Origin of the sequence: Streptomyces humidus, from assembly GCF_014649655.1 — a bacterium.
Lineage (GTDB): Bacteria > Actinomycetota > Actinomycetes > Streptomycetales > Streptomycetaceae > Streptomyces > Streptomyces humidus.
Window position 1 is genome coordinate 40968 of the sequence record NZ_BMTL01000042.1, and the last position, 26302, is coordinate 67269.

General features: G+C 72.4%; 12 protein-coding genes and 3 pseudogenes. 8 read left to right on the forward strand and 7 right to left on the reverse strand.

Features of this window, described 5'->3' with window-relative positions; all coding sequences use genetic code 11:
- Positions 1–2: 2 nt before the first annotated feature.
- Together IE239_RS35540 and IE239_RS35545 are read right to left on the reverse strand one after the other, a co-directional pair.
- Positions 3–9392, reverse strand: a complete 9390-nt coding sequence (locus IE239_RS35540; RefSeq protein ID WP_190153607.1) for a non-ribosomal peptide synthetase — start codon at positions 9390–9392, stop codon at positions 3–5.
- Complete coding sequence (locus tag IE239_RS35545) at positions 9389–11182, reverse strand: acyl-CoA dehydrogenase family protein (RefSeq protein WP_190153608.1); 1794 nt, start codon at positions 11180–11182, stop codon at positions 9389–9391. Before IE239_RS35545 ends, IE239_RS35540 begins: the two co-directional genes overlap by 4 nt.
- Positions 11183–11934: 752 nt before the next feature.
- Between IE239_RS35545 and IE239_RS35550 the strand changes: the two genes are divergently transcribed.
- The 3 genes from IE239_RS35550 to IE239_RS35560 all read left to right on the forward strand — a co-directional run bounded on the left by IE239_RS35550 (position 11935) and on the right by IE239_RS35560 (position 14801).
- Entirely contained in the window at positions 11935–12402 is a 468-nt protein-coding gene (locus tag IE239_RS35550) for an Hsp20/alpha crystallin family protein (RefSeq protein ID WP_190153609.1), read from the forward strand.
- A 480-nt stretch (positions 12403–12882) separates the two neighbouring features.
- On the forward strand, positions 12883–13344 hold the full coding sequence (locus IE239_RS35555; RefSeq protein ID WP_190153610.1) for a universal stress protein: 462 nt from the start codon (positions 12883–12885) through the stop codon (positions 13342–13344).
- Positions 13345–14129: 785 nt separating this feature from the next.
- The gene (locus IE239_RS35560; RefSeq protein ID WP_190153611.1) at positions 14130–14801 is read left to right on the forward strand and encodes a CBS domain-containing protein; all 672 of its coding nucleotides are present in this window, start codon (positions 14130–14132) and stop codon (positions 14799–14801) included.
- Between the two features lie 323 nt (positions 14802–15124).
- On the opposite strand, the gene ftsH is transcribed toward IE239_RS35560, so the two are convergent.
- Positions 15125–17083 carry an ATP-dependent zinc metalloprotease FtsH gene (gene ftsH, locus IE239_RS35565; RefSeq protein WP_268254555.1) on the reverse strand — a complete coding sequence of 653 codons (1959 nt, stop codon included), beginning with the start codon at positions 17081–17083 and terminating at the stop codon, positions 15125–15127.
- A gap of 267 nt (positions 17084–17350) precedes the next feature.
- On the opposite strand from ftsH, the gene IE239_RS35570 reads away from it, so the two are divergent.
- From IE239_RS35570 to IE239_RS35580, 3 genes and pseudogenes are all read left to right on the forward strand, one after another.
- Positions 17351–18151, forward strand: coding sequence for a sigma 54 modulation/S30EA ribosomal C-terminal domain-containing protein (locus tag IE239_RS35570; RefSeq protein WP_190153613.1), 801 nt, complete (start codon positions 17351–17353; stop codon positions 18149–18151).
- A gap of 552 nt (positions 18152–18703) precedes the next feature.
- Positions 18704–19147: pseudogene (locus IE239_RS35575) on the forward strand (MFS transporter); the annotation flags it as partial.
- A 155-nt stretch (positions 19148–19302) separates the two neighbouring features.
- Positions 19303–20046 (forward strand): EthD domain-containing protein, encoded by a 744-nt coding sequence (locus tag IE239_RS35580; RefSeq protein WP_190153614.1) that lies wholly within the window; start codon positions 19303–19305, stop codon positions 20044–20046.
- 112 nt (positions 20047–20158) lie between these two features.
- Here the strand turns inward: IE239_RS35580 and IE239_RS35585 are convergent, their stop codons facing one another.
- The 4 genes and pseudogenes from IE239_RS35585 to IE239_RS43165 all read right to left on the reverse strand — a co-directional run.
- Positions 20159–20482, reverse strand: coding sequence for a helix-turn-helix domain-containing protein (locus IE239_RS35585; RefSeq protein ID WP_229878566.1), 324 nt, complete (start codon positions 20480–20482; stop codon positions 20159–20161).
- A gap of 712 nt (positions 20483–21194) precedes the next feature.
- Positions 21195–21524, reverse strand: a pseudogene (locus tag IE239_RS35590) (amidohydrolase family protein); the annotation flags it as partial.
- A gap of 77 nt (positions 21525–21601) precedes the next feature.
- Positions 21602–21937 carry a hypothetical protein gene (locus tag IE239_RS35595; protein ID WP_190153629.1) on the reverse strand — a complete coding sequence of 112 codons (336 nt, stop codon included), beginning with the start codon at positions 21935–21937 and terminating at the stop codon, positions 21602–21604.
- Between the two features lie 116 nt (positions 21938–22053).
- Positions 22054–22689 (reverse strand): annotated as a pseudogene (locus IE239_RS43165) (glycoside hydrolase family 3 C-terminal domain-containing protein); the annotation flags it as partial.
- A gap of 17 nt (positions 22690–22706) precedes the next feature.
- On the opposite strand from IE239_RS43165, the gene IE239_RS35605 reads away from it, so the two are divergent.
- Entirely contained in the window at positions 22707–24572 is a 1866-nt protein-coding gene (locus tag IE239_RS35605; protein ID WP_190153615.1) for an alpha/beta fold hydrolase, read from the forward strand.
- The gene (locus IE239_RS35610; protein ID WP_190153616.1) at positions 24565–26199 is read left to right on the forward strand and encodes a serine hydrolase domain-containing protein; all 1635 of its coding nucleotides are present in this window, start codon (positions 24565–24567) and stop codon (positions 26197–26199) included. The genes IE239_RS35605 and IE239_RS35610 overlap by 8 nt, the downstream gene beginning before the upstream one ends.
- The last annotated feature ends 103 nt before the right edge of the window (positions 26200–26302 follow it).

The window sequence follows — 26302 nt, forward strand, 5'->3', positions numbered from 1 at the left end:
GGTCACTCGCCTCCCGCCGTGCGGGGGCGGCGACGGCCGCGCCGGCCCGACCGGACCGGCCGCTTCGGGTGCCCGGGCCCGTCCGGGTTCCCGGCGGGGCGGCCGGGCTCGGTGGCCGCGCCGAGCGCGCGGGCCAGGGCGGACACGGTCGGGTGCTCGAACAGCGCGGTGATGGGCAGTTCCCGGCCGAAGGCGGCGACGATCCTGCTGTGCAGCTTGGCCAGCGCCAGGGAGTTGCCGCCCAGGTCGAAGAAGGTGTCGTGGACCGAGATCTCGGGCAGCCCCAGGACCTCCGACCAGAGCGCGGCGACCTTGCGTTCGGTGTCGTTGCCCGGCGCGACGTGTCCGACGTTGCCGACGAGGTCGGCGCGCTCGGGGCGCGGCAGGGCGGCGTGGTCGACCTTGCCGCTGGTGGTCAGGGGCAGGGCGGCCAGGACCACCACGGCCTCCGGCACCATGTACGCGGGCAGCTCCGCCCGTGCGCGGCGCAGCAGCTCGGCGCTGTCGGGGGTGCGGTCGCCGCGCGGGGTCACGTAGGCGACGAGGGCCGGTGTGCGGTGCGGGTCTCCCGTGACGGCCGCCTGGGCGACCTCGGGCTGCTGCTGGAGGAAGTGTTCGATCTCGCCTGGCTCGACGCGGTATCCGCGCAGCTTGAGTTGGCGGTCGGCCCGGCCCAGGTACTCGACGGAGCCGTCGGTCAGCCGGCGGCCGAGGTCACCGGTGCGGTAGACGCGCAGCGGGCCGCCGTCCAGCTCGATCGTGCGGAAGCGCTCCGTGGTCAGTTCGGGCCGGTGCAGGTATCCCTCGGCGAGGCTGTCACCGGCGAGGTGGATCTCGCCGACGGTGCCGAGCGGTACACGCTGCGCGGCCGCGTCGAGGACGAGCATCCGCACCCCGGGCAGGGGGCGGCCGATGCAGTTCAGCGGGGCGGTGCCGGCACTGTCCACGATGTGCTCGGAGGAGGCGACGGTGTTCTCGGTCGGGCCGTATGAGTTGAGCACCCGGTAGGGCAGCCGGGCCGGCGGACGCTGGGAGAGCGCGGCGCCGCCGATGCTCAGCCAGCGCAGGACGCGGGGCGTGGTGGTGCTGGTGCTCCACATGGCCTCGGCCAGCGCGGTCGTGCAGAACGCCGCCGTCACGCCCTTGGCGTCCAGCCACGCGCCGAGCGTGGAGGGGGTGACGGGCTTCTCGTACGGGACCAGGCAGGCGCCGTTGGCGAGGGCCTGCCAGACCTCCATCTGGGAGGAGTCGAAGCTCACGCTGAGCAGGTGGGAGCAGCGGTCCCCGGCGCCGAGGCCCAGGGTCGAGGCGGCGGAGCGCACCAGGTTGGCGAGCCCGCCGTGCCGGACGGCGACGCCCTTGGGCTTGCCGGTGGTGCCCGAGGTGTAGATGACGTAGGCCCGGGCGTCGGCGGACCAGTCGGGCAGGTCCTCGGTGTGCTCGGTGTGCTCGGCGTCCGGTACCTCGGCGACGTCGACGACCGTGGCCGCGCCGGTCGCCGGCAGTGCGGTCCCGGCGCGGGTCAGCACTACGTCGGCGCGTACATCGTCGAGGACGTACTCCTGGCGTGCGGTCGGCCAGGACGGGTCGAGCGGGCAGAACGCGGCTTCGGCGAACCAGGCGGCGAGCATGGCGACGACGAAGTCCTCGCCGCGTTCGAGGAGCAGGGCGACCGTGGGCGCCTCGTCCGACAGGTGCGGCCTCAGGGCCGTGGCGAGCGCGCGGGCGCGGCGCACGAGGCCGCCGTAGTCGAGCGTGCCGCGGGTGCTCTCCACGGCCGGGGCGCCGGGGCGGGTGCGGGCCTGGTGCAGGACGAGCGCCGGGACGGTCGTGACCGGTCCCGGCCGGGGACCGTGTTCCCAGGCGCGGATGCGCTCCGTCTCCTCGGGCGCGAGCAGGTCGAGCGCGGCCACGGGCATGTCGAGGCTGTCGGGCAGCCGGTCCAGCAGAGTGGCCAGGGTGCCGGCCAGTTGCTCGACGTCCGCGCGGCGAAGCAGGCCGCCGTGGTAGGACATGCGGCCGCGCAGGTGGGCGCCGTCGAGGGCGAGTGCGACGGTCAGGCCGAGCTTGCCGGTGTAGGCGGCGTCCTCGCCGTCGATTGGAACGGCGCTGAGGGTGCGCCCGCCGAGGGTGCGGGGACGTGCCGCGGCCGTGCTGAAGGACAGGCTGACGTCGCCGTAGGGCGTGCGGCCCGGCCTGCGGGGCGGGTTGAGCCGGTCGATGACGTCCTCGAAGGGGACCTCGCCGTGCGCGAACGCCCCCAGCGTCTCGTCCCGCATGGCCTCCAGCGTGTCGCGCACCGTGGCGCCGGGGCGGAGCCGGGAGCGCAGCGGGACGGTGTTCAGGCAGGGCCCGAACACGTCCGCGAGTCCGTTGCGTCCCCGGTTGGTCATGGGACCGCTGATGACCACGTCGTCGGCGCCGGTGCGGCGGTGCAGCAGGACGGCCAGCGCGGTGGCGGCCGTCATGAACGGCGAGATGCCGTGCCTCTCGTGCAGGGTGCGCAGGCGCTCCCCCCCTCCCTCGGGCAGCGCCAGGTCGATCACGCCGTGCGGGGCGGGCTCCTCGGGCGCGGACAGTTCCAGGTAGGCGGGAGCGCCCTTCAGCCGCTCCTGCCAGAAGGCGAGGGAGGCCTCGTGCCGACCGGAGAAGCGGGCCGCGCTCTGAGCGCGGACGAAGTCCCGGTACTGCGGCGGCAGCACGTCCGTCGAGAGTTCGACGAGGTAGGCGGCGACGGCATCCGCCAGACGGGCGGCGTCGGCGGCGGACACCTGCTCGCCCCGGTGGGAGAGTACGGCGCCGAGTTCGCCGTCCTGCTCCATCACGGTCAGCGTGGCGCCGAACTTGACCTCGCGGAGCCACATCGACTCGTCGGACACCGGCCGCAGTTCGGCTTCGCCGAGTACCGCGCGCCTGTCGCCGCGCAGGTTCATGTTGAGCACGACGTCGGTGTACGGCGCGCTGCCGGCCGTCTGTTCCGGCCGGAGCCGGGCCAGGACCTCGTCGAAGGGGGCGCGGGCGTGTTCGAAGGCGTCGAGCACCTCGGTGCGCATGGCGGACAAGGCGTCGCGGGCGGTGGTGTCGGCGGTCTGGGCCGAGCGGAGCACGACGAGGTTGAGGCAGGGGCCCAGCAGGTCGGCGGAGGCGGTGTCGCGGATGCTGGCGGGGACGCCGAAGGTCAGCGCGGGCATGCCGCCGCAGCGGTGCAGGGCCGTCGCCAGGGCTGCCGCCATGATCATGAACCAGCTCGCGCCGTGTTCGGCCATGACCGGCTGCAGCCGGCCGAGCAGGCCGCCGGGCAGGGCGATCCGGACCGCTCCGTGGGCCTCGGGCCGCTCGGGGGCGGGCAGGCCGGGCCGAGTCGGCCAGCCCTGGAGCCGCTCCTGCCAGAAGGCGAGGTCGGCGTCGCGGCGTGCGTCGCCGGGGACTTCGGCTGCGGCCGTGTGGGCACGGTACTGGAGTGCGGGGGGCGCGGAGGGCACTCCGGCGAGGCTGTCGCGGTGGCAGCGCTCCAGCTCGCTGATGAGGACGCGTACGGACTCGCCGTCCACGACGAGGTGGTGCACGCAGAGCATGAACGCGGTGCCGCGTGGACCGCAGTCGGCGACGGCGGCGCGCAGCAGTTGTCCGGACGCGAGGTCGAAGGGGCGGCCGGCTGCCTCGTCGAGCCACCGGGCGGCGGCTTCTTCGGGACCGTCGCCGTCCTCGGCCACGAAGGTGTGCACGCGCGGCCGCCAGGGCTGCTGGACGACCTGGCGGACGGTGCCGCCCCGCATGCGGAAGGCGGTGCGCAGGATCTCGTGCCCGGTGATCAGGCGGGCCAGCGCGTCTTCCAGGACGTCGATGTCCAGGACGCCGGTGACGGTCCAGCCGAGGGAGACGTGTGCGGGCGCGCCCTGGCTCATCTGTTCCGCCAGCCACATGCGGCGCTGGAACGCGCTCGCGGGCGACTCGTCGTCGGCCGCCGACGGGTCGGTGCCGGCCGTCACGGGGCGGGGCGCGGCGGAAGGGGTGGAAGCGGCCGGTACGGCGGGAGGAGCCGGGGCCTGCTCGTGCCGTGCGGCAGGCGCGGGAGCGGCGGGGGCCGGCTCGCGCCGTACGGTGGGCTCCGGAGCGGCGGGGGCGGTGCCGCGGCGGCCGGGGGCCGCGTCGATGAGGTCGGCGAGGTCGCCCAGTCGTGGCGTCTCGAAGAGGGTCTTGATCGGCAGCTCGGCGCCGAACCGGTCGGCGATCTCACCGATGAGGCGGACGACGAGCATGGAGTGCCCGCCGAGGCCGAAGAACGAGTCGTCCTCGCCGACGGCAGGCACGTCGAGCAGATCGCACCACACGGTGGCGAGTTCGGCGGCTGTGCCGGTGCGGGGCTCGCGCCGCGCGGGGGCGGCCGCCTCGGCCGTCCGCGCGCGCAGTTCCTTCACGTCGACCTTGCCGTTGACCGTCAGCGGGATGGTCCGCACGACGTGGAACAGCGAGGGCACCATGTACGAGGGCAGCCGCTGCGAGAGGTGTCCGCGCAACTCCGTGGTGCTCAGGGCCTGTTCGCTCTGTACGACGCCGACGAGCCGGTCGTCCTCGGCGAACACGACCGCGTCGCGGACGTCCGGGTGCCCGCACAGCGCGGTCTGTACCTCTCCCGGCTCGATGCGGTAACCGCGCAGCTGTACCTGGGAGTCGGCGCGGCCGATGAACCGCAGGGAGCCGTCGGGCAGGTGGGCGGCGAGGTCGCCGCTGCGGAACAGGGTGCCGTCGCCGAAAGGTGAGGGCACGAAGCGCTGGGCGGTCAGTTCGGGCCGGCCCAGATAACCTCCGGCCACTCCGTCGCCGGCGACGTAGATCTCGCCGACGGCGCCGACGGGCAGCAGGCGACGGCCGGTGTGGCGGTCGAGCAGGTAGAGGCGGGTGGTGGGGATCGGGGTGCCCACCACGCTCGTGTCCGTCTCCATGTCGGCGCGGGTGACGGTGCGCACGCTGGCGTGCACGGTGGTCTCGGTGATGCCGTACATGTTGACGAGGCGAACGTGCGGGAAGCGCTCCGACCACTCGGTCAGCGTCCCCGGGCGCAGCGCTTCGCCGCCGAAGACGACGCAGCGCAGGGCGGACAGCCCGTCCGGGGTCGTGGGGCGCAGGCCGAGCAGACGGCGGAACGCGCTGGGCGTCTGGTTGAGCACGGTGACGCGTTCGCGTTGGAGGAGGTCGAAGAAGAGGCCCGGGTCCCGGGTCTCGTCCTCGGAGACGAGCACGACCCGGCCGCCGTGCACCAGGCCGCCGAACAGCTCCCACACGGAGAAGTCGAAGGCGTAGGAGTGGAACATGGTCCAGACGTCGGCGGGCCCGAAGGAGAACGGCAGCCGGTCGTTGTCGAGCAGCCGCACCAGGTTGCGGTGGGTGAGCACCACGCCCTTGGGACGGCCGGTGGTGCCGGAGGTGTAGATGCAGTAGGCGGGCGAGTCCAGTGGCACGGCCGGGAGCGCGGTCTCCTCGGCGGCGGGAGCGGCGAGCAGCGCGTCCAGCGCGAGCGCCGTCCCGTCGAAGTCACCGCCGGTGCCGGCGCGGGGCGCGAGCGCGAGGCGCACACCGGAGTCGGACAGGATGAACGCGCGGCGCTCCGCGGGGATCGCCGGGTCGATGGGCAGGTAGGCCGCACCGGCCAACAGGGTTCCGAGCACCGCGCGCACCTGGTCGGTGCCGCGCGGGAACAGCAGCGCGACGAGTTCGCCCCGGCGTACGCCCGCGGCCAGCAGGCCCCGGGCGACGGCGCGGGCGTCTGCCATCAGGTCGCCGTAGCGGACCGTGACGTCGCCGTCGGTGAGCGCCGTGGCCTCGGGCCGCGCGGTCGCCTGACGAGCGATCAGCTCGTGGACGGGGGTCTCCTCGTACGACGCCTCGGTGGCGTTCCACACCTTCAGCTGGACGTGGCGCTCCCGCTCCGAGAGCGGGTCGATGCCGGACACCTCGCGCTCGGGGCGCTCGGTGAGCTGCCGCAGGGCCGTGACGTAGTGCCCGGCCATGGCGGAGATCTGGTCGTGGTCGAAGTACAGCCCGTTGTAGACGAGATGGCCGCGGTGGCCGTCCCCGTCGGGCTGGAGGGCGAGGTGCAGGTCGTACTTGCCGCGGCCGCCGGCCGTGTCCACGACGTGCGCGAGGGCGCCGTCCGGGCCCGGCAGGGGCGCCGCGGCGGGCAGGTAGCTGTAGAGCACGTCGAAGAGCGCCGTGCGACTCATGTCCTTCGACGGGTCGACGGCGCGCACCAGTTCGTCGAACGGGGCGCGGGCGTGGGCGCGGGCGTGCGCGGTCTCGGCGGCGGTGTCGGCGACGAGGTCGGCGAACGACTGCCGGACGCGCGGGCGCAGACGTACGGGCAGCAGGTTGCCGAGGGGGCCGACGACGTGCCGGTCCCGCTCGTCCCGTCCGGCGTGGGACAGGCCGAGCACCATGTCCTCCTGGCCGGAGTACCACTGGAGCAGAGCGGCGAAGGCGGCGAGGGCGATCTCCGGCACGTCGGCGCCGAGGCGGTCGGCGGCGGCGCGCAGTCCGAGGCCGGACGGGAGGGTGAACGCCACCGACCGCTCCTCGAAGACGTGGACGGCGTCGCGGGTGCGGCGCTCGGGGAGCCGCAGCGGGTCGGCCGGCGGCCGGAGCACGGCGGCACGGGCGTCGAGGTGGGCCCGGCGGGTGTCCTCGTCGTCGGCGTCGAGCCAGTTCCGGTAGCTGCTCGGCAGAGGTGTCTCACCCTCCGGTCCGGCGAGGATCTGCTCGGCGACGGTGAGCAGCGAGACGCGGTCGACGACGGCCTGGTGTCCGCTGAGGGCGATCCAGCCGCCCGGGGTGTCGGCGTCGGGCTGGACGGCGACCCGCAGCAGCGGTCCGGAGCAGAGGTCGAACGGCTCGCGGCTCCAGGCGGTCAGGGCGTCCGGGACCAGCCGGTCGCGGTCCGGGCCTCCGGCGGCGGGCAGCCACTGGGGGACCACGGCCGCCTCGGGCCGCACGTGCTGGACGGCCCGGCCGTCCACGTCGAGCAGTTCGGTGCGCAGCGCCTCATGGGCGGTGACGACGGCGGCGACGGACCCGGCGAGCCGGGTGCGGCCCGGGAGGGCTTCCAGCCGCAGGAAGAGGGGCAGGTTGTGGTAGGTCGGCGCGGCCGGGTACAGGTAGCCCGTCTCGAAGCGGTCGACGAACCACATGCGCTCCTGGTGTGCGGAGGCGGGGCGGGTGTCCTCGGCAGCGGGGGCCGTCGCGTCGGACCCGGACGGCCGCTCGGCCGCGCCGGCCGCGCCCGGCTGCGTGTAGTGGGCGTCGAGCTCCTTGAGCAGGATGTTCTCGCACTCGCCGTCCCACAGCAGGTGGTGCAGGCAGACGAAGAGCACCTGTCCGGCGTCGCCGAGCTCGATGAGGGCGGCCGTCAGCAGCCGGCCGGTGGTGAGGTCGAACGGCTCGTGGGCAGCGGTGCGGATCCAGGCGTTGAGCGCCTTGTCGGGGTCGGGGTGGCCGCTGAGGTCGACCCGTTCCACGTGCGGCGTCCAGGGGGCGCGGACGCTCTGCGTCAGATCGCCGTCCACCTCGTGGAAGGCGGTGCGCAGGATCTCGTGGCGCGTGATCGTCGCGGCCAGGGCGCGGGTGACGGCATCCGCGTCGAGGGGCTCCTCGACGCGCCAGGCGAGGGGCACGTTGTACGCCGCCGGGTCGCCCGCGACCCGCTGGGCGAGCCATATCCGGCGCTGGAAACTGGAGGCGGGGAAGGTGTCCGCGGCCGCAACGGTGTGTGGCACCGGGGCGGGGACCGGGGCGGCCTCGGTGGTCCCGGCGGCGGGGAGGACATGGGTGGTGAAGTCGGCGAGCCGCGGATGGTCGAACAGGGTGCGGATCCGGGCCGACGTGCCCGGGAAGCGGTCCCGCACCGCGGCCACCAGTGTCTCCGCCAGCAGCGAATGTCCGCCCAGCTCGAAGAACGAGTCCTCTTCACCGACGGGACCCGAACCGAGGACCGACTGCCAGACCTCCGCCATCTCCCCCATCCGTAAAGCGAGTTCCGCCGAGCCCGCCGACTCCTCGGCGGATCGGCCGGCCGCGCCGGCGGGCCGGGCGGGGGTGTTGGAGGCCAGCACCTCGGCGAGAGGAGCGTCGGGGTCGGCCGCGATCGCGCGCAGGATGGACCGATAATCTCCGGCCATGGCGCGCACCACGGCGGCACCGAGGGAACCGGCCGGGTCCTTCCACAGCAGATGGGTGCCGCAGCTGTCCTGACGGACCATGAGGGCGAGGCGGAAGCCGGCGGTGCTCTCCATGTCCATCAGGCTCAGCCGTGCCTCGCCGCCGTCGTGGCTCAGCCGGACATCGTGGACATCGATGTCAGCGTGCAGACCGGCGTGCCAGTACTGGAAAACCGCTTGGTGGGTGCGGCGCTGCGCCTCGGGGCCGGTCAGTCCGGCGGCGCGCATGATGGCGGGCAGCGGCAGGTCGCCGTGGGCGAGGGCCTCCTTGACCCGGCCGCGCACCCTGGCCAGCAGGTCGCGGTAGCGGTCGTCGGCGCGGACCGGGACGCGGACCGGCAGGGCATTGACGAAGTAGCCGACGCGGTCGCGCACTTCGGGCAGTGCCCGGCCGTGGTACGGCAGGAACGACAGCACGTCGGTGCTGCCGCTGTGGCGCCGCAGCAGCGCGAACCAGGCACCCATCAGCACGGTCACGAATGACATGCCGGACTCGGCGGCGCGGTCGCGCAGCGCGGCGGCGAGGTCCGGCGGCAGGGCCTCGCTGACGACGGTGTAGCGGGGTTCCTCCTGTCCTGCGGGCAGGGTGAAGTCACCGCCGCCGTCGGCGAGGGTCTCCTTCCAGTGGAGCCGGTGCTCCTCCCCCTGCGGGCCGTCGGCGAGGTCGCGCGTATGGGCGGCGAAGGCGGCGAGCGCGGGGGCGTGGTCCTCACGCGCAAGCTCCTCACCGCGGTAGGCGGCGCGCAGCGCGTCCAGGAACAGCAGGACGGAGGCGCCATCGTGGACGAGGTGGTGCACGGCGATCAGCAGGACCGTGTAGTCCGGGCCGTCGATGAGGTCGACGCGGGCGAGGGGGCCGCCTCGCAGGTCGAAGGGGGTCTGCCAGGCGGCCCGGATCGCGCTGTCGCGGTCCTGCACCGTGCGCGTGCGTCGGACGGGGATCTCCGGGGCTTCCGACCAGTCGAGGACCGAACCGTCCGTTCCCGGGCGCACGCGGGCGCGCAGTTGCGGGAACGCCTCACCCGTCTCGGCGACGGCGCGGCGCAGCCGGTCGAGGTCCAGGGTGCCGCTCACCTCGAAGGGGGTGGGAATGATGTGGGTCCACTGCTCGGGGTCGAGTTTCCAGGAGACCCACATCGCCTCCTGGCCCACGGTCAGCGGGACGTACTGGGTGGGGGTGCTCATGAGGTGCTCTTTTCGATGCTGCCACCGTGGGACGAGCGCGGGGCGCTGTCGGCGGTGAGGAATGCGTATGCGGTACCGGACATCCACGCAGAGGCGACCGCCTCGATGTCCGGTCCGGGCGGGCTCTGGAGCCGGCCGAGGAGATCGGTCACCCGCTGCCGCGCGGCGGTGCAGAAGACGTCGGCCAATGCCTGGGCGCTGTCGTCCCCGGCGGCCGAGAGCGTGGAGGCGCGGGCGAGCACGAGGGTCACGCCGAGGATCTCCCGGGTGATCCCGGCGAGTTGGATGAGAGTGCGCTCCTCGGCGTCGAGCTCCGCCCGGTCGGGGTGGCTGCGGGCCAGGGCGAGGCAGGTGCGTCCGAAGGCCCGGGTCTGCTCCGCCGCCCAGCGCAGGTGGCCGAGGTTGCGGCTGGTGAGGACCGTGCCGGTGGTGTCCGGGGGAACCTCGTCCGCGCCTTCGAGCGCTGCGGCGTGGTCCGGCTCGGGGTAGTAGTACGACAGGATCGCCCGCTGGCCGATCCAGTTGTCGATCTGGAAGTCGACACCGCCGGAGATGCGCAGGTTGCGCAGGTCCCGCAGAAAGCGTTCGACGGGGACGGGGGGTGCGCCGCGCAGCCGCTTGCTGGTCGCCGTCTCGTACCCCTCCCCGGCCAGCAGGGACATGGCGCGCTCGGCGACGTCCCAGGCGAGGAGCGAGGAGGCGTTCTTGACGGCGTTCTGCTCGAACCGGAGGTTGAGGCCCCGGCCCTGGTCCTCGGGGAGCAGGCACCACTGGGCCATGGTCTCGATGGCGAAGGTGTCGGCCAGGCTCTCGGCGAGCCGCCGCCGTACCTCGTCGTACTCCGCCAGCGGCCGCTCGTCGATGACTCGTCGGGCGGCGAAGTCGCGCATCCAGCCCACGCACAGCCGGGCGACGGCGAGCGACGGAGCCGCGATCAGGTGCATTCTGCCGCGGCCGACGAGCCGGGCGGTGGCGGGGGTGGTGCGGACGACGTGACCGAGGTCCCGCTCAACGAGCATGTGGCCGCCGCGCACCCGTACGTCCCTGAACTCCAGCCAGCCGTTGGGGAATCCCCTGATGCCCATGTACGTGTGCCAGTCACCGCTGGTCACTCCGGGGCTGTCGGTGCCCACGAAGAACATCCGCACCCGGTCGACGCCGTCCTCGTTGACCGTGGCGGAGACGCTGACCACCTCGGCGACGGGCGCGTGCCCGACGAAGACCTTGCTGCCGTTGAGCAGGTAGTCGTCGGTTCCCTCGATGCGGGTGGCGGTGGTGAACCGGCGCTGGTTGGCCGCCCCTTGGGGTTCGCTGTCCGCGCTGGCGGAGCGGGCTCCCCGGCGCACGACGTCGCTGAGCAGTTCGCGCAGCGGGCCTTCGGGCGCCACGGCGAGGAACGCCCCGGCGCCGAGCGCGTTCTCGATGGCGAGGGACAGGGCGACCGGTGTGCTGTGCGCGGCGGCCGCCGACACCGTGCGGAAGGTGTTGTAGTGCGACAGGGCGTGTCCGCCGAGGGCGGGGTCGGCCTGCAGTGCGAAGTAACCACGCCGGCCGAGCTCGTCGAGGAATCCGTCGGGCAGGGCGGCCCGGGCGTCGACGTCGTCGGGGTCGATCCGCTCACGTACGAGGGCGGTCAGCTCCTCGGTCAGCTTGTCGCCGGCCGCTGCGTCCGCGGGGTCCTGCACGGGGAAGTCGCGGACGAGGTCCCAGCGGAAGCGGCCCTGGTACAGCTCCTCCAGGAAGCTGACGCGGTCCGGATCGCTGGTCGCGTTCCGTGTTGTGGTTGCCAAGTGGCGTTCCTTACTTTGGGAAAAACGGTCGTCCGGCCGGGGAAAGGCTGGACGGCGAGGGGAAGGGAAGAGCGGGGAGCGCAGGGGCTCAGGCCAGGGCGCCGCGGAAGCGAGGGGGCTGAGCGGGTGTGGAGAGGGACGGTCCGGCGACGGGCGCGAGGCGGGGCGGGCACAGGGAGGCCCGGTCCGGCGTAGGCCCGTATGCGGGCGAGGCCCGTCCGGGTCGTACCCGGCGGCGCGAGGCGTGTCGAAGATGGGCGCGGGCTGCCGGCGGTGCGTCAGGCGGGGAGGTCGCCGCGGGGTGGTGCGCTTGCCGTGCTGTGCCGTCATGACGGCCGGGGACGCCGAGCGGGGCGGCCCGTTGCTCGGCGCCAGGACCTAACGACTTGACAGCACCGTGCTGTTCAAGCCAACCGGCTGTGACGTACACACCAATCCTTGCATTCTGACGTGCGAACGCGGGGGCTCAGAATGGTCGTGCTTCCGCCGCAGCGCGATCGGCCTCGCGCGGGAAGCGAGGATGGCATGAATACCGGAGCTGAGCGCTTTCGTTTCATGATCATAGTCGGCCGGTCGAGGCGCACGTCTGTGAGCCATCTCACCATGCGGACTGGAACCGGAATGGCCCGGGGAGGGCTTGTCCCGCCCGGGGCGGCAAGGCCGGGCGTCCCGGTCGCCCGGCCGGCTGCCACGGCGCAGGATGGAAGAAACAGACAGTCTTGATCCCGGTCCCTCCCCCGGAGGTGGATGCGATGACTCTGCCTGTACGGCACCGGCACGGCAGCCTGCTGGAGCGGGCCTTCCCCTGGGGGGAGCCGCCGGCCGCAGATTTCGGCGAAATGTTCGAGAGGATGAACCGGTTCCTGGAGGCCACCGCGCCCCGGTGGACCGAGACCATGGCCTGGGTGCCACTGGCCGACCTGAGCGAAACCGACGACGCCTACGTGGTCGAATGCGAGCTGCCCGGCCTCCAGCGCGAGGACATCGAGGTCGAGGTCAGCGAACGCGAACTATGCGTCACCGGAGAGCTCAAGGAACGCGAACGCGAGGGCGTCCTGCGCCGCGCCACGCGCCGCAGCGGGCACTTCGAGTACCGCGCTCTGCTGCCCGCCAAGGTCGATTCCGAGCAGGTGAGGGCCTCTCTGTCCGACGGGATCCTGACCGTGACCGTCCCCAAGACACAGGCGACCAAGCCCCGCCACATCGAGATCACGACCTGACCCTCGGGCGGAGCGGTCGGATCGCCGGTTCGCACATCGCACCGGTCGGCCGCAATAGCCCGACGGCGTCCAGGGGGCATGCGGGAGCCGTTTCGAACGGCTCCCGCAACCAGAGCCACGCGTTCCCGGCGAGCGTCGGACCTGACATGCGCGCCTGGGTGGACGAGGAGCCGGACCGTGAGGCGCTCGCCCGGCTCGACGTCCGCTCGAATTCCTTGAAGGCGACGCTGCACAGCGGCCTCTGGCATGGCGCAGGACCAAGAGGCCCGGAGGCCGTTGTGGCCTGTGCTGGAGCCGGGAGGGCGAGTGCCTGCAACGCAGCCGGTCGGCGGCCGCCTTGCAGGGAGGGCCGTCGTTCTGGGGACGGGCGGTGGCACAGGGCCGGCGACGGTGCGGACGCCCCGTCGACCAGGGTGGCGGACTGCCGGGCAAGGAGGGAGGGTGGGAAGCAGAACCACTCGAGATTAGGCAGGTGGGCGCATGAGCAACAACGCAACGTCCGCTCCGCGGATCGTGGTGGGCCTCGACGGCTCCGAGCCGTCGAAGGCAGCACTGCGGTTGGCGGCCGACCAGGCTGCGCTGACCGGTGGTGTAGTCGACGCGATCCTCGCCTGGGAGTTCCCGACGAACTGGTACGGCCTGGCACCGCCCACGGACACGAAGGCGGCCGACTACCAGGAGCAGGCGCGCAGGCTCCTCGACCAGGTGATCGACGAGGTCCTCGGGGCGGAACGCACGGTCGAGATCCGTCCCCGCTCGGCCCAGGGGCACCCAGCCGCCGTCTTGCTGGAGGCCGCCGTCGGGGCACGGCTGCTGGTCGTGGGCAACCGAGGCCACGGCGGATTCTCCGAGGCACTGCTCGGCTCGGTCAGCCAGCACTGTGTTCAACACGCCCCGTGTCCCGTCGTCGTCGTGCGCGGCCCCAGCCACCACGAGTCATGAACTCGCGTACCTGGAACCGACGTCGGCGCCGTGGCCCGTCCACCGCGAGACGTGTCGGTTCACCGGCAGCGTGAGATCGCGCCTCCGGCCGGGTGCACAGTGATCGGCGCGGAGCTCGGAACGTCGCCGCGCGGCCCATGGAGCTGTTGCTCGTCGACCTCGGCCGGCTGTACCGAGGGCAGTAGTCCGGCAGCGGCAGCGGCAGCGGCAGCGGCAGCGGCAGCGGCAGCGGCAGCGGCAGCGGCAGCGGCAGCGGCAGCGGCAGCGAAGCGTGCCGCACCCCGCGGCGATCGGGTTCAGCCCGGATTCCCGCCTGTCGAGCCTGCCCGGGCAGGCTCGTCCCGGCGTTCCCGTGAAACGGGTCCGGAGGCGACAGGCTGCCGACGGTCGGCGAGCCGGGCCTCGATGCCGGGCCTCGGGGACTGCCCCAGATCCCGGACGACTGCAATTCCGGGATCTCTGGGGCAACGCCGAGCGCCGGGGTGTCAGCGCTGGGGAAGGCGTTCTCTTCGCCAGTGGCCGTGACCGCCCGTCATGGCGGACAGCCGGCCAGTTCAGGCAGCGACGCCGCTGGCACCGGTGATCGAATCGGCCCCTGCGAGGCACCGGGGCCGCGCCCCGGCAGGGCGCCACCCCGCGGAATCGGCCGGGGCGCGGTCATCGTTCGCCCGCCCCGCCCGCCCCGCCTGGTGCGCCCAGGTCACGTGAGCGGTGCGCGAGCTCTCCAAGGAGCGGACAGTGGAGAGAGAGCCCGTGCCGCGAACACCTGAGGAGGGAGCGGCGACATGCTGCATCGACTGGTCGGAGACCTCATGACCACGGCCGTGGTGAGTGTGCGGCGGGACATGATCTTCAAGGACATCGCCCAGCACCTCACGGAGCACGACATCACCGCGGTACCCGTCGTCGACGACCAGGGCCGTCCGATCGGCGTGGTGTCGGAGGCGGACTTGCTGCGCAAACAGGAGAGCCAGGTGGATCCGGGAGGACATCTGGCCGCCGCGCACCTGCTGCCCGCGGAACGCGCCAAGGCCCAGGCGCTGACCGCCGAGGGGCTGATGACCAGCCCGGCCGTCACGGCGCGACCGCAGTGGTCGGTGGTGGAGGCAGCCCGCGCCATGGCCCGTCACCACGTCAAACGGCTGCCCGTCGTGGACGACGCCGGCCGGCTTGCGGGCATCGTCAGCCGTGGTGATCTGCTGCACGTCTTCCTGCGACGAGACCTCACGATCCGGGAGGAGATCACGACGGATGTCCTGACCCGGACCCTCGGCCTGGACCCCGGCGCGGTCACGGCTCAGGTCAACGACGGACGGGTGACGCTCCGCGGCACCGTGCCGCAGGAGAGCCTCGTCCCCATCGCGGTACGCCTGTCCGAAAGCGTCGACGGAGTCGTCGACGTCACGCATCACCTCCGCGCCGAAACCGACACGTCAGCCGACACGCCACGGCGGTGACCGCCTCCGCGCCCCGGACGAGGTCACTGCCGCGATCACCACCTTCGAGAGGAAGGCCCACGGGCCGTCACCACGGGGCCCTGGCGCTGCTCGTCGCTCCTGGTGCAGCCACGGTTGCTGCTCGGTGGCGGGCGGTCAGGGCACCGCCGTTCCGCGATAGCCCCGCCGGGGCGGAAGCCCGGGCAGCACCGTGGACGGAGCCTGCGGCCGCACAGCGGTACTGACGGCGACCGTCCGCGCCAGGACATCCTGTTCATCGTGGGTCGCCCCCGGCTGCGGCTCCGTGGCTGCCTCCTTCTGGTCGGCGGAGCGTCGCCGCGGCATCACGGGGAGGGCGTCGGCTTCCCTGTCGCGGCGGGGTGGTGTCCTTCCGGCCCCTGTTGCTGTCGAAGTACGTCGAGGACGACGGACCCGTCGATGGTCTCGCGGGCGGTGAGCAGGTCGGCCAGGGCGTCCAGGGCGGCCCGGTGGTCACGGAGCAGGTCCACGGCGCGTTCCTCGGCCTGCCGTACCAGGCGGGCCGTCTCCTCGTCGACGATGCGCTGGGTCTGCTCGGAGTAGGGCCGCCACAGGGTGTCCTCGGTGCTCTCGCCACCGAGGTGGTGTGGGGCGCCGGAGCCGTATCCGATGGGGCCGAGGGCCGGGGACAGGCCGAACTCGCGGACCATGCGAGCGGCGATCTGGGTGGCTCCGGCCAGATCGTCGGCGGCGCCGGTCGAGCCCTCGCCGAAGACGACCAGCTCGGCGGCCCGTCCGCCGAGCCGCACGGTGAGCAGGTCGGTCAGGTAGCTCTCGCTGTATAGGTGCCGTTCGGCTTCCGGAAGCTGCTCGGTGGCGCCCAGGGCGGGCCCGGAGGGAAGAATCGTGACCTTGGCGACCGGGTCGGCGTACTCGCACAGGGCCGCCATGAGCGCGTGTCCGGATTCGTGGACGGCGACGGCGTGCCGCTCCTCGGGCAGCAGGGCGTTGGTGGACTCCCGCCGCCCCAGCAGCAGCCGGTCCCGGGCGTCGCCGAGATCCTGAGCGTCGATGACGACACCGCCGGCCCGGACGGCATTGATGGCCGCCTCGTTGACCAGGTTGGCCAGGTCGGCGCCGGAGAAGCCCGGGGTGGCCCGGGCGACGGTGTCCCAGTCGACGTCCGGGGCCAGGGTCTTGCCGCGGCCGTGGACGGCCAGGATCGCCGCCCGCTCGGCCTGGTTGGGCAGCGGCACCGTCACATGCCGGTCGAAGCGGCCCGGGCGCAGCAGAGCCGGGTCGAGGGTCTCGGGCCTGTTGGTCGCGGCCAGCACCACGATGCCGCTGGCCTGGTCGAAGCCGTCCATCTCGGCGAGGAGCTGGTTGAGGGTCTGCTCGCGTTCGTCGTTGCCGCCCACCCGGGAAGCCCCGCCGCGACGGCTGCCGACGGCGTCGATCTCATCGACGAAGATGATGGAGGGGGCCCGTTTGCGCGCCTCCGCGAAGAGATCTCGCACCCGGGAGGCGCCGACCCCGACGAACATCTCCACGAACGCCGAGCCGGTCACCGACAGGAACGGGACCTCCGCCTCGCCGGCCACCGCGCGGGCGATGAGGGTCTTGCCGGTGCCCGGCGGCCCGACCATGATCACGCCACGCGGTCCTTTGGCCCCCGCGAGCGCATAGCGCTCGGGGCTGCGCAGGAAGTCGACGATCTCGCTGATCTCCTGCTTGACGCCCTCGTAGCCGGCCACGTCCTCGAAGCGGGTCGTCGGGCGCTCCGCCTCGATGATCTTGGCGCGGGCCCGTCCGATGGCGCTGAGCCCTCCGCCCAGCGTCCGGGCCGCCCGACGGCCGCTCCACACGAACAGGGCGACGATGAACAGCAGCGGCAGGAACAGCACCAGCAGCGTCCCCCAGGGGCTTCCGCCGCGGCTCTGCGACGCGGTGATCTCCACCTTCTCGGACTGCAACTGCTGCTCCAGGCGGCTGTTGTCCAGAGCGGTCGGTATCCGCGTGGTGAACTTCTTGCCGTCCTTGAGGGATCCCTTGATGGCGCCCTTGTCGCTGATGTCGACCGTCTTGACCTGGCCGCCGTTCACCTTGCCGACAAAGTCGCTGTACGACAGTGACCGGCCCTGCTGGGGCGAGGGTGCTCGCATCAGAACCACGAGCAACAGGACCAACGCGGCGAAGGGCAGCAGCCAGCGTGTCCATGACGGCGTCGGTGAAGCCGCTGCGGGCCGCTTGGGCGGCTCACGGGGAGGCCCTGACTTGGCCGAGCGAGACGGATGCCGTCCCGCCAGACGGACTGATGTGATCAACGGACGGCTCCCTTGAGGAAGAGCGGACCCTGCGAGGCCGTTCCCGGAATGCGAAGAGGCGCGGACCGGGGAGGGGTGTCCCAGTTCCAGGATCGACGCTTTCCGCACCGTTGGCAGGATCGGACGCATCGGGTGCGAGCCGTTCCCGCCTCGGATCGCTTGCCGTCCCGACCGGAGCAGCCGACCCACCGGGACCAGGGGCCTTCGGCCTTCACTCCATGCAAGATGAGAGATAAGTCCGAAAGATACACTTCAGGGAAGGTTGTCATGAAACGATCCGCTCCCCAGCAAGCCCCCGAGGTCCAGGTGGAGACCAGCGGGCAGCTGCCACCGGACGCGGCCGCGTACGCCCGGGACAAGGTACGGGCCGTCCTCGGCCAGACACGGGAACCGGTTCTGTTCGCCCGGGTGAGACTGAACCGTACGGCGAACCCTGCCGTGGAGCGGCCGGTGACCGCCCAGGCCAACGTGGACGTCAACGGCCGGCCTGCCCGCGCGCATGTTGCGGGGCAGACCGCCACGCAGGCCGTCGACCTGCTCCAGGACCGGCTGGCGGCACGGATGGCGCGGCTGGCCGAGCACAGGGAGGCCCGCCGCGGCCGGACGCCCGTGCCCGGCCCGCACGAGTGGCAGCACGGCAGTGAGCCCACCCACCGCCCCGACTACTATCCGCGGCCGGTGGAGGAACGGCAGGTCGTCCGCCACAAGTCCTTCTCCCTCGCCTGGGAGTCACCCGACGAGGCGGCCTTCGAGCTGGAGTCGATGGACTACGGCTTCCACCTGTTCACCGACGCCGACTCCGGTGAGGACAGCGTGCTCTACCGGTCCGGACCGACCGGCTACCGGCTCGCCCAGGTGCACCCCAGCCCGCGACCGGAAGGCAGCGTGGCCGTACCACTGACCGTCAGCGAACTCCCGGCACCTCGGATGAACATGGCCGAAGCACAGCAACGCCTGGAGGCCACCGGATTCCCGTTCGTGTTCTTCGCCGACGACAGCACCGGCCGCGGCAACGTGCTGTACCACCGCTACGACGGCCACTACGGCCTGATCACACCCGCCCAGTAGCCCGGTCCCCCGCTGATTGGATGCCGACAGGCTGATGGGCCATCAGGTAAGTCGAGGGATCGGCGACGGGCCACTGCCGGCCCGGCGAACCGGGCCCTGGGCGACGGCGTTCAGCAGGCAGAGGCGCCGGCGTCGCTCCGCGGGGACACAGCCGTCTTCGCGGTGATCTCGCCGAAGGCGCCGCCGGGGCGGTTTCGCCCAGGGCGAGGCCCGTCGGGCGTGACGTCGCGACGCCGAGACCGGTGACGACGCGGTGGCGCCCCTTTCCCGCCCGAACAGCAGGCCTCGGCAGGTGCCCGGCATCCAGGTTGCCGATGATCCACATCTTGGATCTCGATCGGACGAGGGCTAGGCAGGGCCTGTTCGTTGGCCCATAGTCGTCACATCCCGGCACCGGAGCCGCACCCCCACCACCCGCTCCGGGACGGCGTATACGCCGGGCGATGCGGCACGCCGCGACGCCCGGCCGTCATCGGCGCCCCGTACCGGGCGACCCGCCCACGCCGGCCGCACCACCCCGTTACCCTCCGACACGCCCCGTGGAGTTCCCGCATGCCCGCTCCCGTGCCCCCGCTCCCGTCCCCGCCGTCGGAGGCCGTCGTGGACGCCCCGCCCGAGCAGACCGTGTCCGGCCCCGGCCACCGGCTTCGCCTCACGCTGCTCATGGCCGGCGCCTCTCTGCCCATCCCGGGCGCCGTGCTCATCGCCCCCGTGCTGCCGCAGATGCACGACCACTTCGCCGACGTGCCGGGCGTCGACGTGCTCATCCCCATGGCCCTGACGGTCCCCTCCCTCGCCCTGGCGCTGCCGGCCCCCTTCGCCGGCGTCCTCGTCGACCGGCTCGGCCGCAAGCGCCTCCTCGTCACCGCCACCGTCGTGTACGCGATCCTCGGCACCGCGCCCCTGTGGCTGGACTCCCTGGGCATGCTCGTCCTCGCCGGGGCCGTCGGCGTCCTCGCCGGGGCCGTCGGCGCCGCCGCACTCGTTCTCGCCGCCCGACGGCGCGGCACGGGGGCCGCCCCGGAGCCGATCCGGCAGATGGCGGGCTGACCCGTCGCGGCGCCGATCCGCCGCGAGCACCGCACACCCGACGAGGTCGGCATCGCGCACGTCCCCGCGATGCCGATCGTCACTCGTTCCACCGGAGAGACATGCTGAACCTGATCGCCGCCATCCGTCGCAAGCCGGGCATGACGCACCGGGCGTTCCTGCACTACCTCCAGCACGTGCACGGACCTCTGGCCGCCGCCGATCCCCTCAGGATCCGGCGCTACGTCCAGAACCACGTGTTCGACGCGTCCTTCGGCAGCGAGGCGGACCCGGCGTACCTGACCGAGTTCGGCCGGGACTCCGTCACCGAGCTGCTGTTCGAGGACATGGAGGCGCTGGCCGCCACGATGTCCGCCCCGTACTCGCGCGAGGTCGTCGGCCCCGACGGCGCCCGCTTCAACGACCTGCCCAGCGCCCTGGCCATGCTCACCCGTCCCGCTGTCCTCATGCCCCCGCCGGCACCCGACGGGGCCGGGGGGCACGTGAAGGTGCTCCACTTCGTCCACATGGCAGAAGAGGGGCCGGCTCCCGACCGCTTCCCCGAGCGGTGGCGGGCCGCCCATGAGGAGGTGCTTGCCGAGGAGGAACCGCAGGCCAAGGCGCTGCGCGGATGTGTCCAGCACCGACGGGCGCCGGGGGCCGAGAGGGCACTGCGTCATTTCGGAGGCGCGGACCAACCCGCGTACGCGGGAGTCGCCGCCCTGCACTACGACTCCGAGGACGAGGCCCTGAGCCACTTCCCCTCGTACGAGCGTTCCCTGCGGGAGCGGTCCGCCGAGACCGGCGGCCTCTACGACCCGTCCCGCTCGTTCGTCCTCTACAGCCGTGAGGTGACCATCTTCTGAGCCGCCGTCGCCGAATCCGGCCTCGGACGCCAGGCCCGCAAGGCCCTGTTCGGGGCCCACCGCGGTGCTGTGCGTCGACCGCTCATCTCGTGCGGCGTCGCGTCCATGGGCGTCAGCCCGACGGCTCCAGGCCCCAGGCCCCGGCGTGGCTCGCGGCGGCCGCCCGGTTGGGGACGTCCAGTTTGGCGAGGATGTGCTCGATGTGCGTGGCAACGGTGCGGGAACTCACGAAGAGGCGTGCCGCGATCTCGTGGTTCGTGCGCCCGGCGCTGAGCTCGGCCAGGACCTCCAGCTCCCGCAGGGAGAGCCCTGCGGGGTGCGGCACGGGACGGCACGCGGCGATGATCACGGTGCCCTGGTGGGTGAGCCGCAGTTCGAGCGGCCACCGGCCGTGGGGTACCAGAACCGTGGCGGGCAGCATGCGTCTCGCGGTCACGCGGCGCACGACCCGGCCGAGCGACTCCAGGTCGCCGAGCCAGTCCGGGGCTGTTCCGCCGGTGTGGACGGGCGCGCTCTGCGGTGCGTGGGGGCACCGCCAGAACGCACGTCTGCATGGCCGCCGTCGAATCCGGCACCGGGATCCTCGGCTGCGGAAGAGGATCGACGATCGCTGCCAGGCAGTCGCCGAGCAGCGCCGGCACGAGATCGGTGGACTTCAGGGACGACCGGCGACGCTCCATGCTGAGATTGAGCACACCCACGTAGCGGCCGTCGGGGGAGAACAGGCACTGGGTCATGCCGTCTTCGAACCCGGACGGTTCGATGACGTCGCGGATCGTGGTGGAGACGGCTCGGAGGTCCGCCGCCAGATCGTGCAGCCACAGCGGGCCCCCGCAGCGGATCGTCAGCGCGAACAACGGGTCGGTGTGCTGCCTCGTGGTCAGGTACTCCCGCTGCGCCGCCGCATAGTCGTCGGCGAGAATCACGTGACGGCCCAGCGCGGGATCCCAGCGGGCGAGGGACGCGTGATCGCACTCGACCACCTCGGACAACACCGCCAGCACGGATTCAGTGGCCGTCCCCGAAGCCCCGGCGGCCCCCAGCGCCGCGTCGCGCACGCGTGAGACCGCCGCCATCACCTCTTCAGGACCTCGTGGTTGCCGCATCCGGCCAGCATCGGCGGCCTGGCGCCTGCGGTCCATGGCAGTTCACCCCGTGCCCAGGTCGTGCACGATCTCACCGTCGAGCACGGTGAGGACCACCGGAAGGTCCGGGATGTCGTGCGGGTCCGCGGTCAGGAGATCGCCGCCCAGAACGCACAGGTCGGCGACCTTACCGACTTCGAGTGAGCCCTTCCAGCCGTCGGCGAAGTCCTGCCATGCCCCGTTGATCGTGTACGTGCGGACCGCCTCAGCGAGGGTGATGCGCTGCTCCGGGCCGCTCACCCGGCCGCTGGCCCTCGACTCACGCAGCAGCATGGTGGCGATGCCCTGGCGCCAGTCGGGGAAGGCGACGGGCGCGTCGGAACTGCTCGTCACGGCCTTGAGGCACACCGCCCGCCCCTGGGGACATCACCTGCGGCAGTGGCTTGTGTGCCCGCCGCGTGCAGGGCGGATCAGCCGACTGCGTCGAGGGCGTCGGGGTCATCGGATCCGGTATAGGTGAACGATCGGACGGTCATCTCACCCCGGTCGCAGAAGACGCCGATCATGCGGCCGGTCATCCCTCCGGCGACCTCGGTCGAGAAGTACCGGCCGTCGACGCGGCCGAGTTCGATGACCCCGCCAGGACCGCCTGCAGTGGCGATGATCTCGTCGGAACCGAACTCGGTGCTGAAGACGCGGCCGGTGGCCGGCTCCATCCGCAGCGCCAGCGTGACGTCCGGTACCCCGCCGATCTCGGTCTCGCCCAGCACCGACACCAGTGAGCCGATCCGGGCGACGGCCCGCACGCGCCTGCCGGTGAGTTCCAGCCGGAGTGCGTGCCGCGCGTCGATCCGCAGTTCCAGCCCACCCTGTCCGTCCTCGGCACGGACCTCCGCACGGACTCGTGCGGGACGGCGAACGGGACGCCGGTGCCGGCGACCGCGGTGATCAGGCGCTCCTGGTCGCCCGGCAGCCGCAGGTCGCTGCGGGAGCCGGCCTCTCCGGTCAGTGAGGACGGCTCTCCCACCGCCACGACGACCACGTCGTGGCCGGCGGCTGCGCGGGCGGCCTGCTCCTGGAGGGCCTGGTCGTCCCCGAAGAAGGAGGCGCCGGGCAGCACGGTCACGTCCAGGTCCGGTCGCTCGCCGCGCAGCGCGTCGGCCAGCGATCCCGCGGGCTCGGCGAACGACTGGACCCAGGCGCCCGGATGGTCGGTGCTCTCGGCAGACGTGGGTGATGTCGTGCCCGTCGAGGACGACCTGGCCGGAGGCGACCGGCACGGCGCGCCGGGCAAGCCGGTCGAGCCCCCGGTCACCCAGGGCCGCGCAGACCGTCGGCGCCCCCTCCCGGCAGGGCCAGCCACTCCCCTCCCGGAACCCTCTCGACATCGAACCGAGTCCACGGCATGGAACGGCCGCTCACCGGCCGCCGACGGCGGCGTGCATGACCCCTTTGGGCCTGCTGCGGTGCGGGGCACGAATCGGCTTTGCAGTATGGCGTCTGACGACCCCGACCATGTGTGACGAGTCGAGCGGTGTCGTCGCGCAGCCACCGACACCGCCTCGGGAGGACGACATGCCCATACGCGATCGCGGCACTGCTGCCGCAGCCGCCATGTTCCTGGCCGGTCTGACGATGCTCAGCGCGGCTCCGGCCCACGGCACGTCCGGCCTGGCCACGACCCGCCAGAAACCGGCAGCGGGGGAGGGCGCCTCCCCTCGGGTGAGTCGGCCGCAGTCCGGCCTGTCGCCGGGACGACCGGCCGGTGAGGCCGGGCCTGCGGAGGCGAAGGCCGGCATGCACACCGTCGCCCCCGGCAACACGTTGTGGGACATAGCCCGGCAAGCCCTCGGCGACGCCACCCGGTGGGGCAGTGTCTACGACCTCAACCGGCAGACCATCGAGCACGAGGCCCTGCGGCACGGATACCCCTCCAGCGACCGGGGCCACTGGATCTTCCCGGGCACCATGCTCGCCCTGCCCGCGCCCGCTGCGGCGCGGACGCTGCCGACCTCGCGGTTCGTGCCCGCTCCCTGCCCGACCACGTACGGAGAGCTGGAGGACACCCGCTGCGGCTTCCTCGTCGTTCCGGAGAACCGGGCCCACCCGTCGTCGCGCACGCTTCGCCTGGCCGTTGCGCGCGTCCGCTCCTCATCTCCGAGGCCGCACGCCGATCCGATCGTGTTCTTCACCGGCGGGCCCGGTGCCGACGCCCTGGCAGACATCGCGGGACTGACCGAGGCGGGGCTGAACCGCGACCGTGATCTGATCCTCCTGTCCCAGCGCGGGACATACTCGTCCGAGCGGCCGCTGACGTGTCCGGAGATCGACCGGTTCTACGGCGAGCGCGTCCATCTCCCCTACGACGCACCCTCCACCGGAGACCTTTACGCCCAGGCGGCGGCTCGGTGCCATGACCGGCTGACGGCCCAGGGCATCGATCTGGCTGCCTACAACACCAGCGAGAACGCCGCCGACGCGGCGGACCTGCGCAGGGTCCTGGGAATCCGGGAGTGGAACGTCCTGTCGCATTCCTACGGCACGCAACTGGCGCTGACCTACATGCGCATGTTCCCCGAAGGCATCCGCTCCGTGACGATCGACGGTGTCGTACCGCCGTCCGTGGCGACGCCCGGGTGGACGTGGAGCAGCATGAGGGAGTCGTTCGACAACATCGTGAGCGCCTGCGCGGCGCAGCTCTCCTGCCGGCAGCGCTACCCGGACATCGGCGCCACCTATCTGCGCACGGTGCGTCAGCTGGAGGCTCGTCCGGTCACCACGTACGTGACGGTGCCTCAGGTCGGACGGGTGAAGGTGGTCCTCGACGGCGGAGCGCTGCTGAACTGGATGGTGCGTGCCAGTCACGCTCCCGAGACCTTCGCGGTGGGCGTGGACGAGCTGGCCCACGGTCACCCCGAGCGCATCGCCCAGCAGTGGGCGTCCGCCTGGCTTCCCGGCTCGCAGGGGATGTTCGCTCACGGGTTCTCGCTGAGCGTGTGGTGCAGTGAGTGGGTTCCGTTCGAGACCCCCCAGGAGCAGCTCGCCAAGGGCCGGCAGGCCTTCCCCGAGCTCCCCCGCTCGGTCCTGGCCCAGGCGCCCCAGCTGCCGTTCCTGCGCCAGGCATGTCAGGCCTGGAATGTCCCGAAGGCACCCGACTCCGTGCGTGAGGTCACGCGGAGCAGCATTCCCACGCTTGCCGTCTCCGGGAGTTTCGACGCGCAGACCGGGGCACAGTGGGGGCGCTACGCGGCCCGGACGCTCTCCCGCTCCACGGTGGTGACGCTGGCCGGTGTCGCCCACGGCGCGTACGACACGCCGTGCGGGGCGAAGGTGATCACCTCCTTCCTCGACGACCCCGAGCACCCCGACACCCGCTGCGTGAACACCGTGAAACCGGTGCCGTTCGCCATCGGCAGCGAGGGAGCCGACACCAGTGAATGAGGATCTGCCGTCGGCCGGTTCCGGCACGCCGGGCACCGCTGCGCCGCCTGGACGCACAGGGACCCCACGGTGGTCCCGCCGCGGCTTTCTGAGCACCGCGGCCGCCGCCGGCTGTGCGACCGTCTCGCTGGGAACGCCTCCGGCGGAAGGATCCCCGCGATCCGCTCCCCAGGGGGGCGGCACGGGCGACGCCGGGAACCCCCTGTTCAGCGCCCTCGACGCGAAGATCGAGGAGGCCATGCGGACGTACGCGATCCCCGGCGCGGCTGTCGGTGTGCTTCTGAACGGCCAGGAGTACGTGAAGGGTTACGGCGTCACCAACGTCGACCATCCGGTTCCGGTCGACGGTGACACCGTCTTCCGGATCGGCTCGACCACCAAGACCTTCACCGGTACGACGCTGATGCGACTGGTCGAGCGGGGCAAGGTCGAGCTGGACGCCCCGGTACGCCGATACCTCCCCGACTTCGTCGTGGCCGACCCGTTCGCGTCGGCGCAGGTCACCGTGCGCCAGCTGCTCAACCACAGTGCCGGATGGCTGGGCGACGACTACCAGGACTTCGGTCCCGGCGACGACGCGCTGGCCCGCTTCGTGGCGTCCATGGCGCGCCTCCCTCAACTGACCGAGCCGGGCGAGGTGTTCGCCTACAACAACGCGGCACTGTGTGTGGCCGGCCGGATCATCGAGGTCGTGACGGGCAAGGCCTACGAGGCGGCCGTGCGTGAACTGGTCATCGATCCGCTCGGTCTCGAGCACACCCGCTTCTCCAGCGACGAGATCGTGGGCTTCACCGTCGCGGCGTCCCACAACGTCGTCGACGGCAAAGCCGTGCTGGAGCCGTCCTTCTGGCCCCAGCCACGCAGCCTCGCACCGACCGGCGGCCTGATCTCCAGCGTGCGCGACCAGCTGAGCTGGGCCCGCTTCCACCTCGGAGACGGTACGGCCCCCGACGGCACACGCGTGCTGAGCCGGCAATCGCTGGAACAGATGCGCTCCACGCCCGGGCCCGGCGGCACGCTCGTCGTGGAGCTCGACGGCATGGGGGTCACCTGGATGCTGCGCCCGACCGCCCAAGGGCGCCGGATCGTGCAGCACGGCGGGACCTGGCCGGGCCAGATCTCAGGCTTCATGATGGTTCCCAGCCGCGGCTTCGCACTGACGCTGCTGACCAACTCGGAAGGCGGCACGCGGCTCAGGGACGAGCTGTTCACCGACGACTGGGCCCTCAGCCGGTACGCCGGTGTGACCAACCTGCCGGCCACCGCCATGACCTTGCCCGGCCAGGAGCTCGCGCCCTACGAGGGCCGTTACATGGCCCAGCGGATCAACGACGAGGGCGCCATGGAGGACGTCGTCACCGAACTGACCCGTCACAACGGACGGCTGCACGGTACCCAGACGGCCCATGGTCCGGCCGGCCAGGACGAAGCCGCCTCCGAAGAAGAGGACTCGGTCCAGGACCAGACCACCGAGCTGGGGGCCGCCTTCTACAAGCAGGACTTCGCCCTCGACCTCGACGCCGAGGGCCAACCGATCGGCACCCGCTCCGACTTCGTGCGCGGACCCGACGGGAAGGTGCTCTGGTGGCGCAACCACGGAAGGCTGTACCGCCACCGGACACAGTGACCGGGCGCAAGGCAAACGGGCCTCGCCCCCGGATCTCGGGCACACGAGGCACTTGAGCTCGGGGACGTCGGGAGCCGCCTCGGCGCGCCGCACGAACAGCACC

Coding starts and splice junctions, on each gene's coding strand:
- IE239_RS35540 (WP_190153607.1), bottom strand. CDS start 9,392: ATGAGCACCCCCACCCAGTACGTCCCGCTGACCGTGGGCCAGGAGGCG.
- IE239_RS35550 (WP_190153609.1), top strand. CDS start 11,935: ATGACTCTGCCTGTACGGCACCGGCACGGCAGCCTGCTGGAGCGGGCC.
- IE239_RS35555 (WP_190153610.1), top strand. CDS start 12,883: ATGAGCAACAACGCAACGTCCGCTCCGCGGATCGTGGTGGGCCTCGAC.
- IE239_RS35560 (WP_190153611.1), top strand. CDS start 14,130: ATGCTGCATCGACTGGTCGGAGACCTCATGACCACGGCCGTGGTGAGT.
- IE239_RS35570 (WP_190153613.1), top strand. CDS start 17,351: ATGAAACGATCCGCTCCCCAGCAAGCCCCCGAGGTCCAGGTGGAGACC.
- IE239_RS35580 (WP_190153614.1), top strand. CDS start 19,303: ATGCTGAACCTGATCGCCGCCATCCGTCGCAAGCCGGGCATGACGCAC.
- IE239_RS35605 (WP_190153615.1), top strand. CDS start 22,707: ATGCCCATACGCGATCGCGGCACTGCTGCCGCAGCCGCCATGTTCCTG.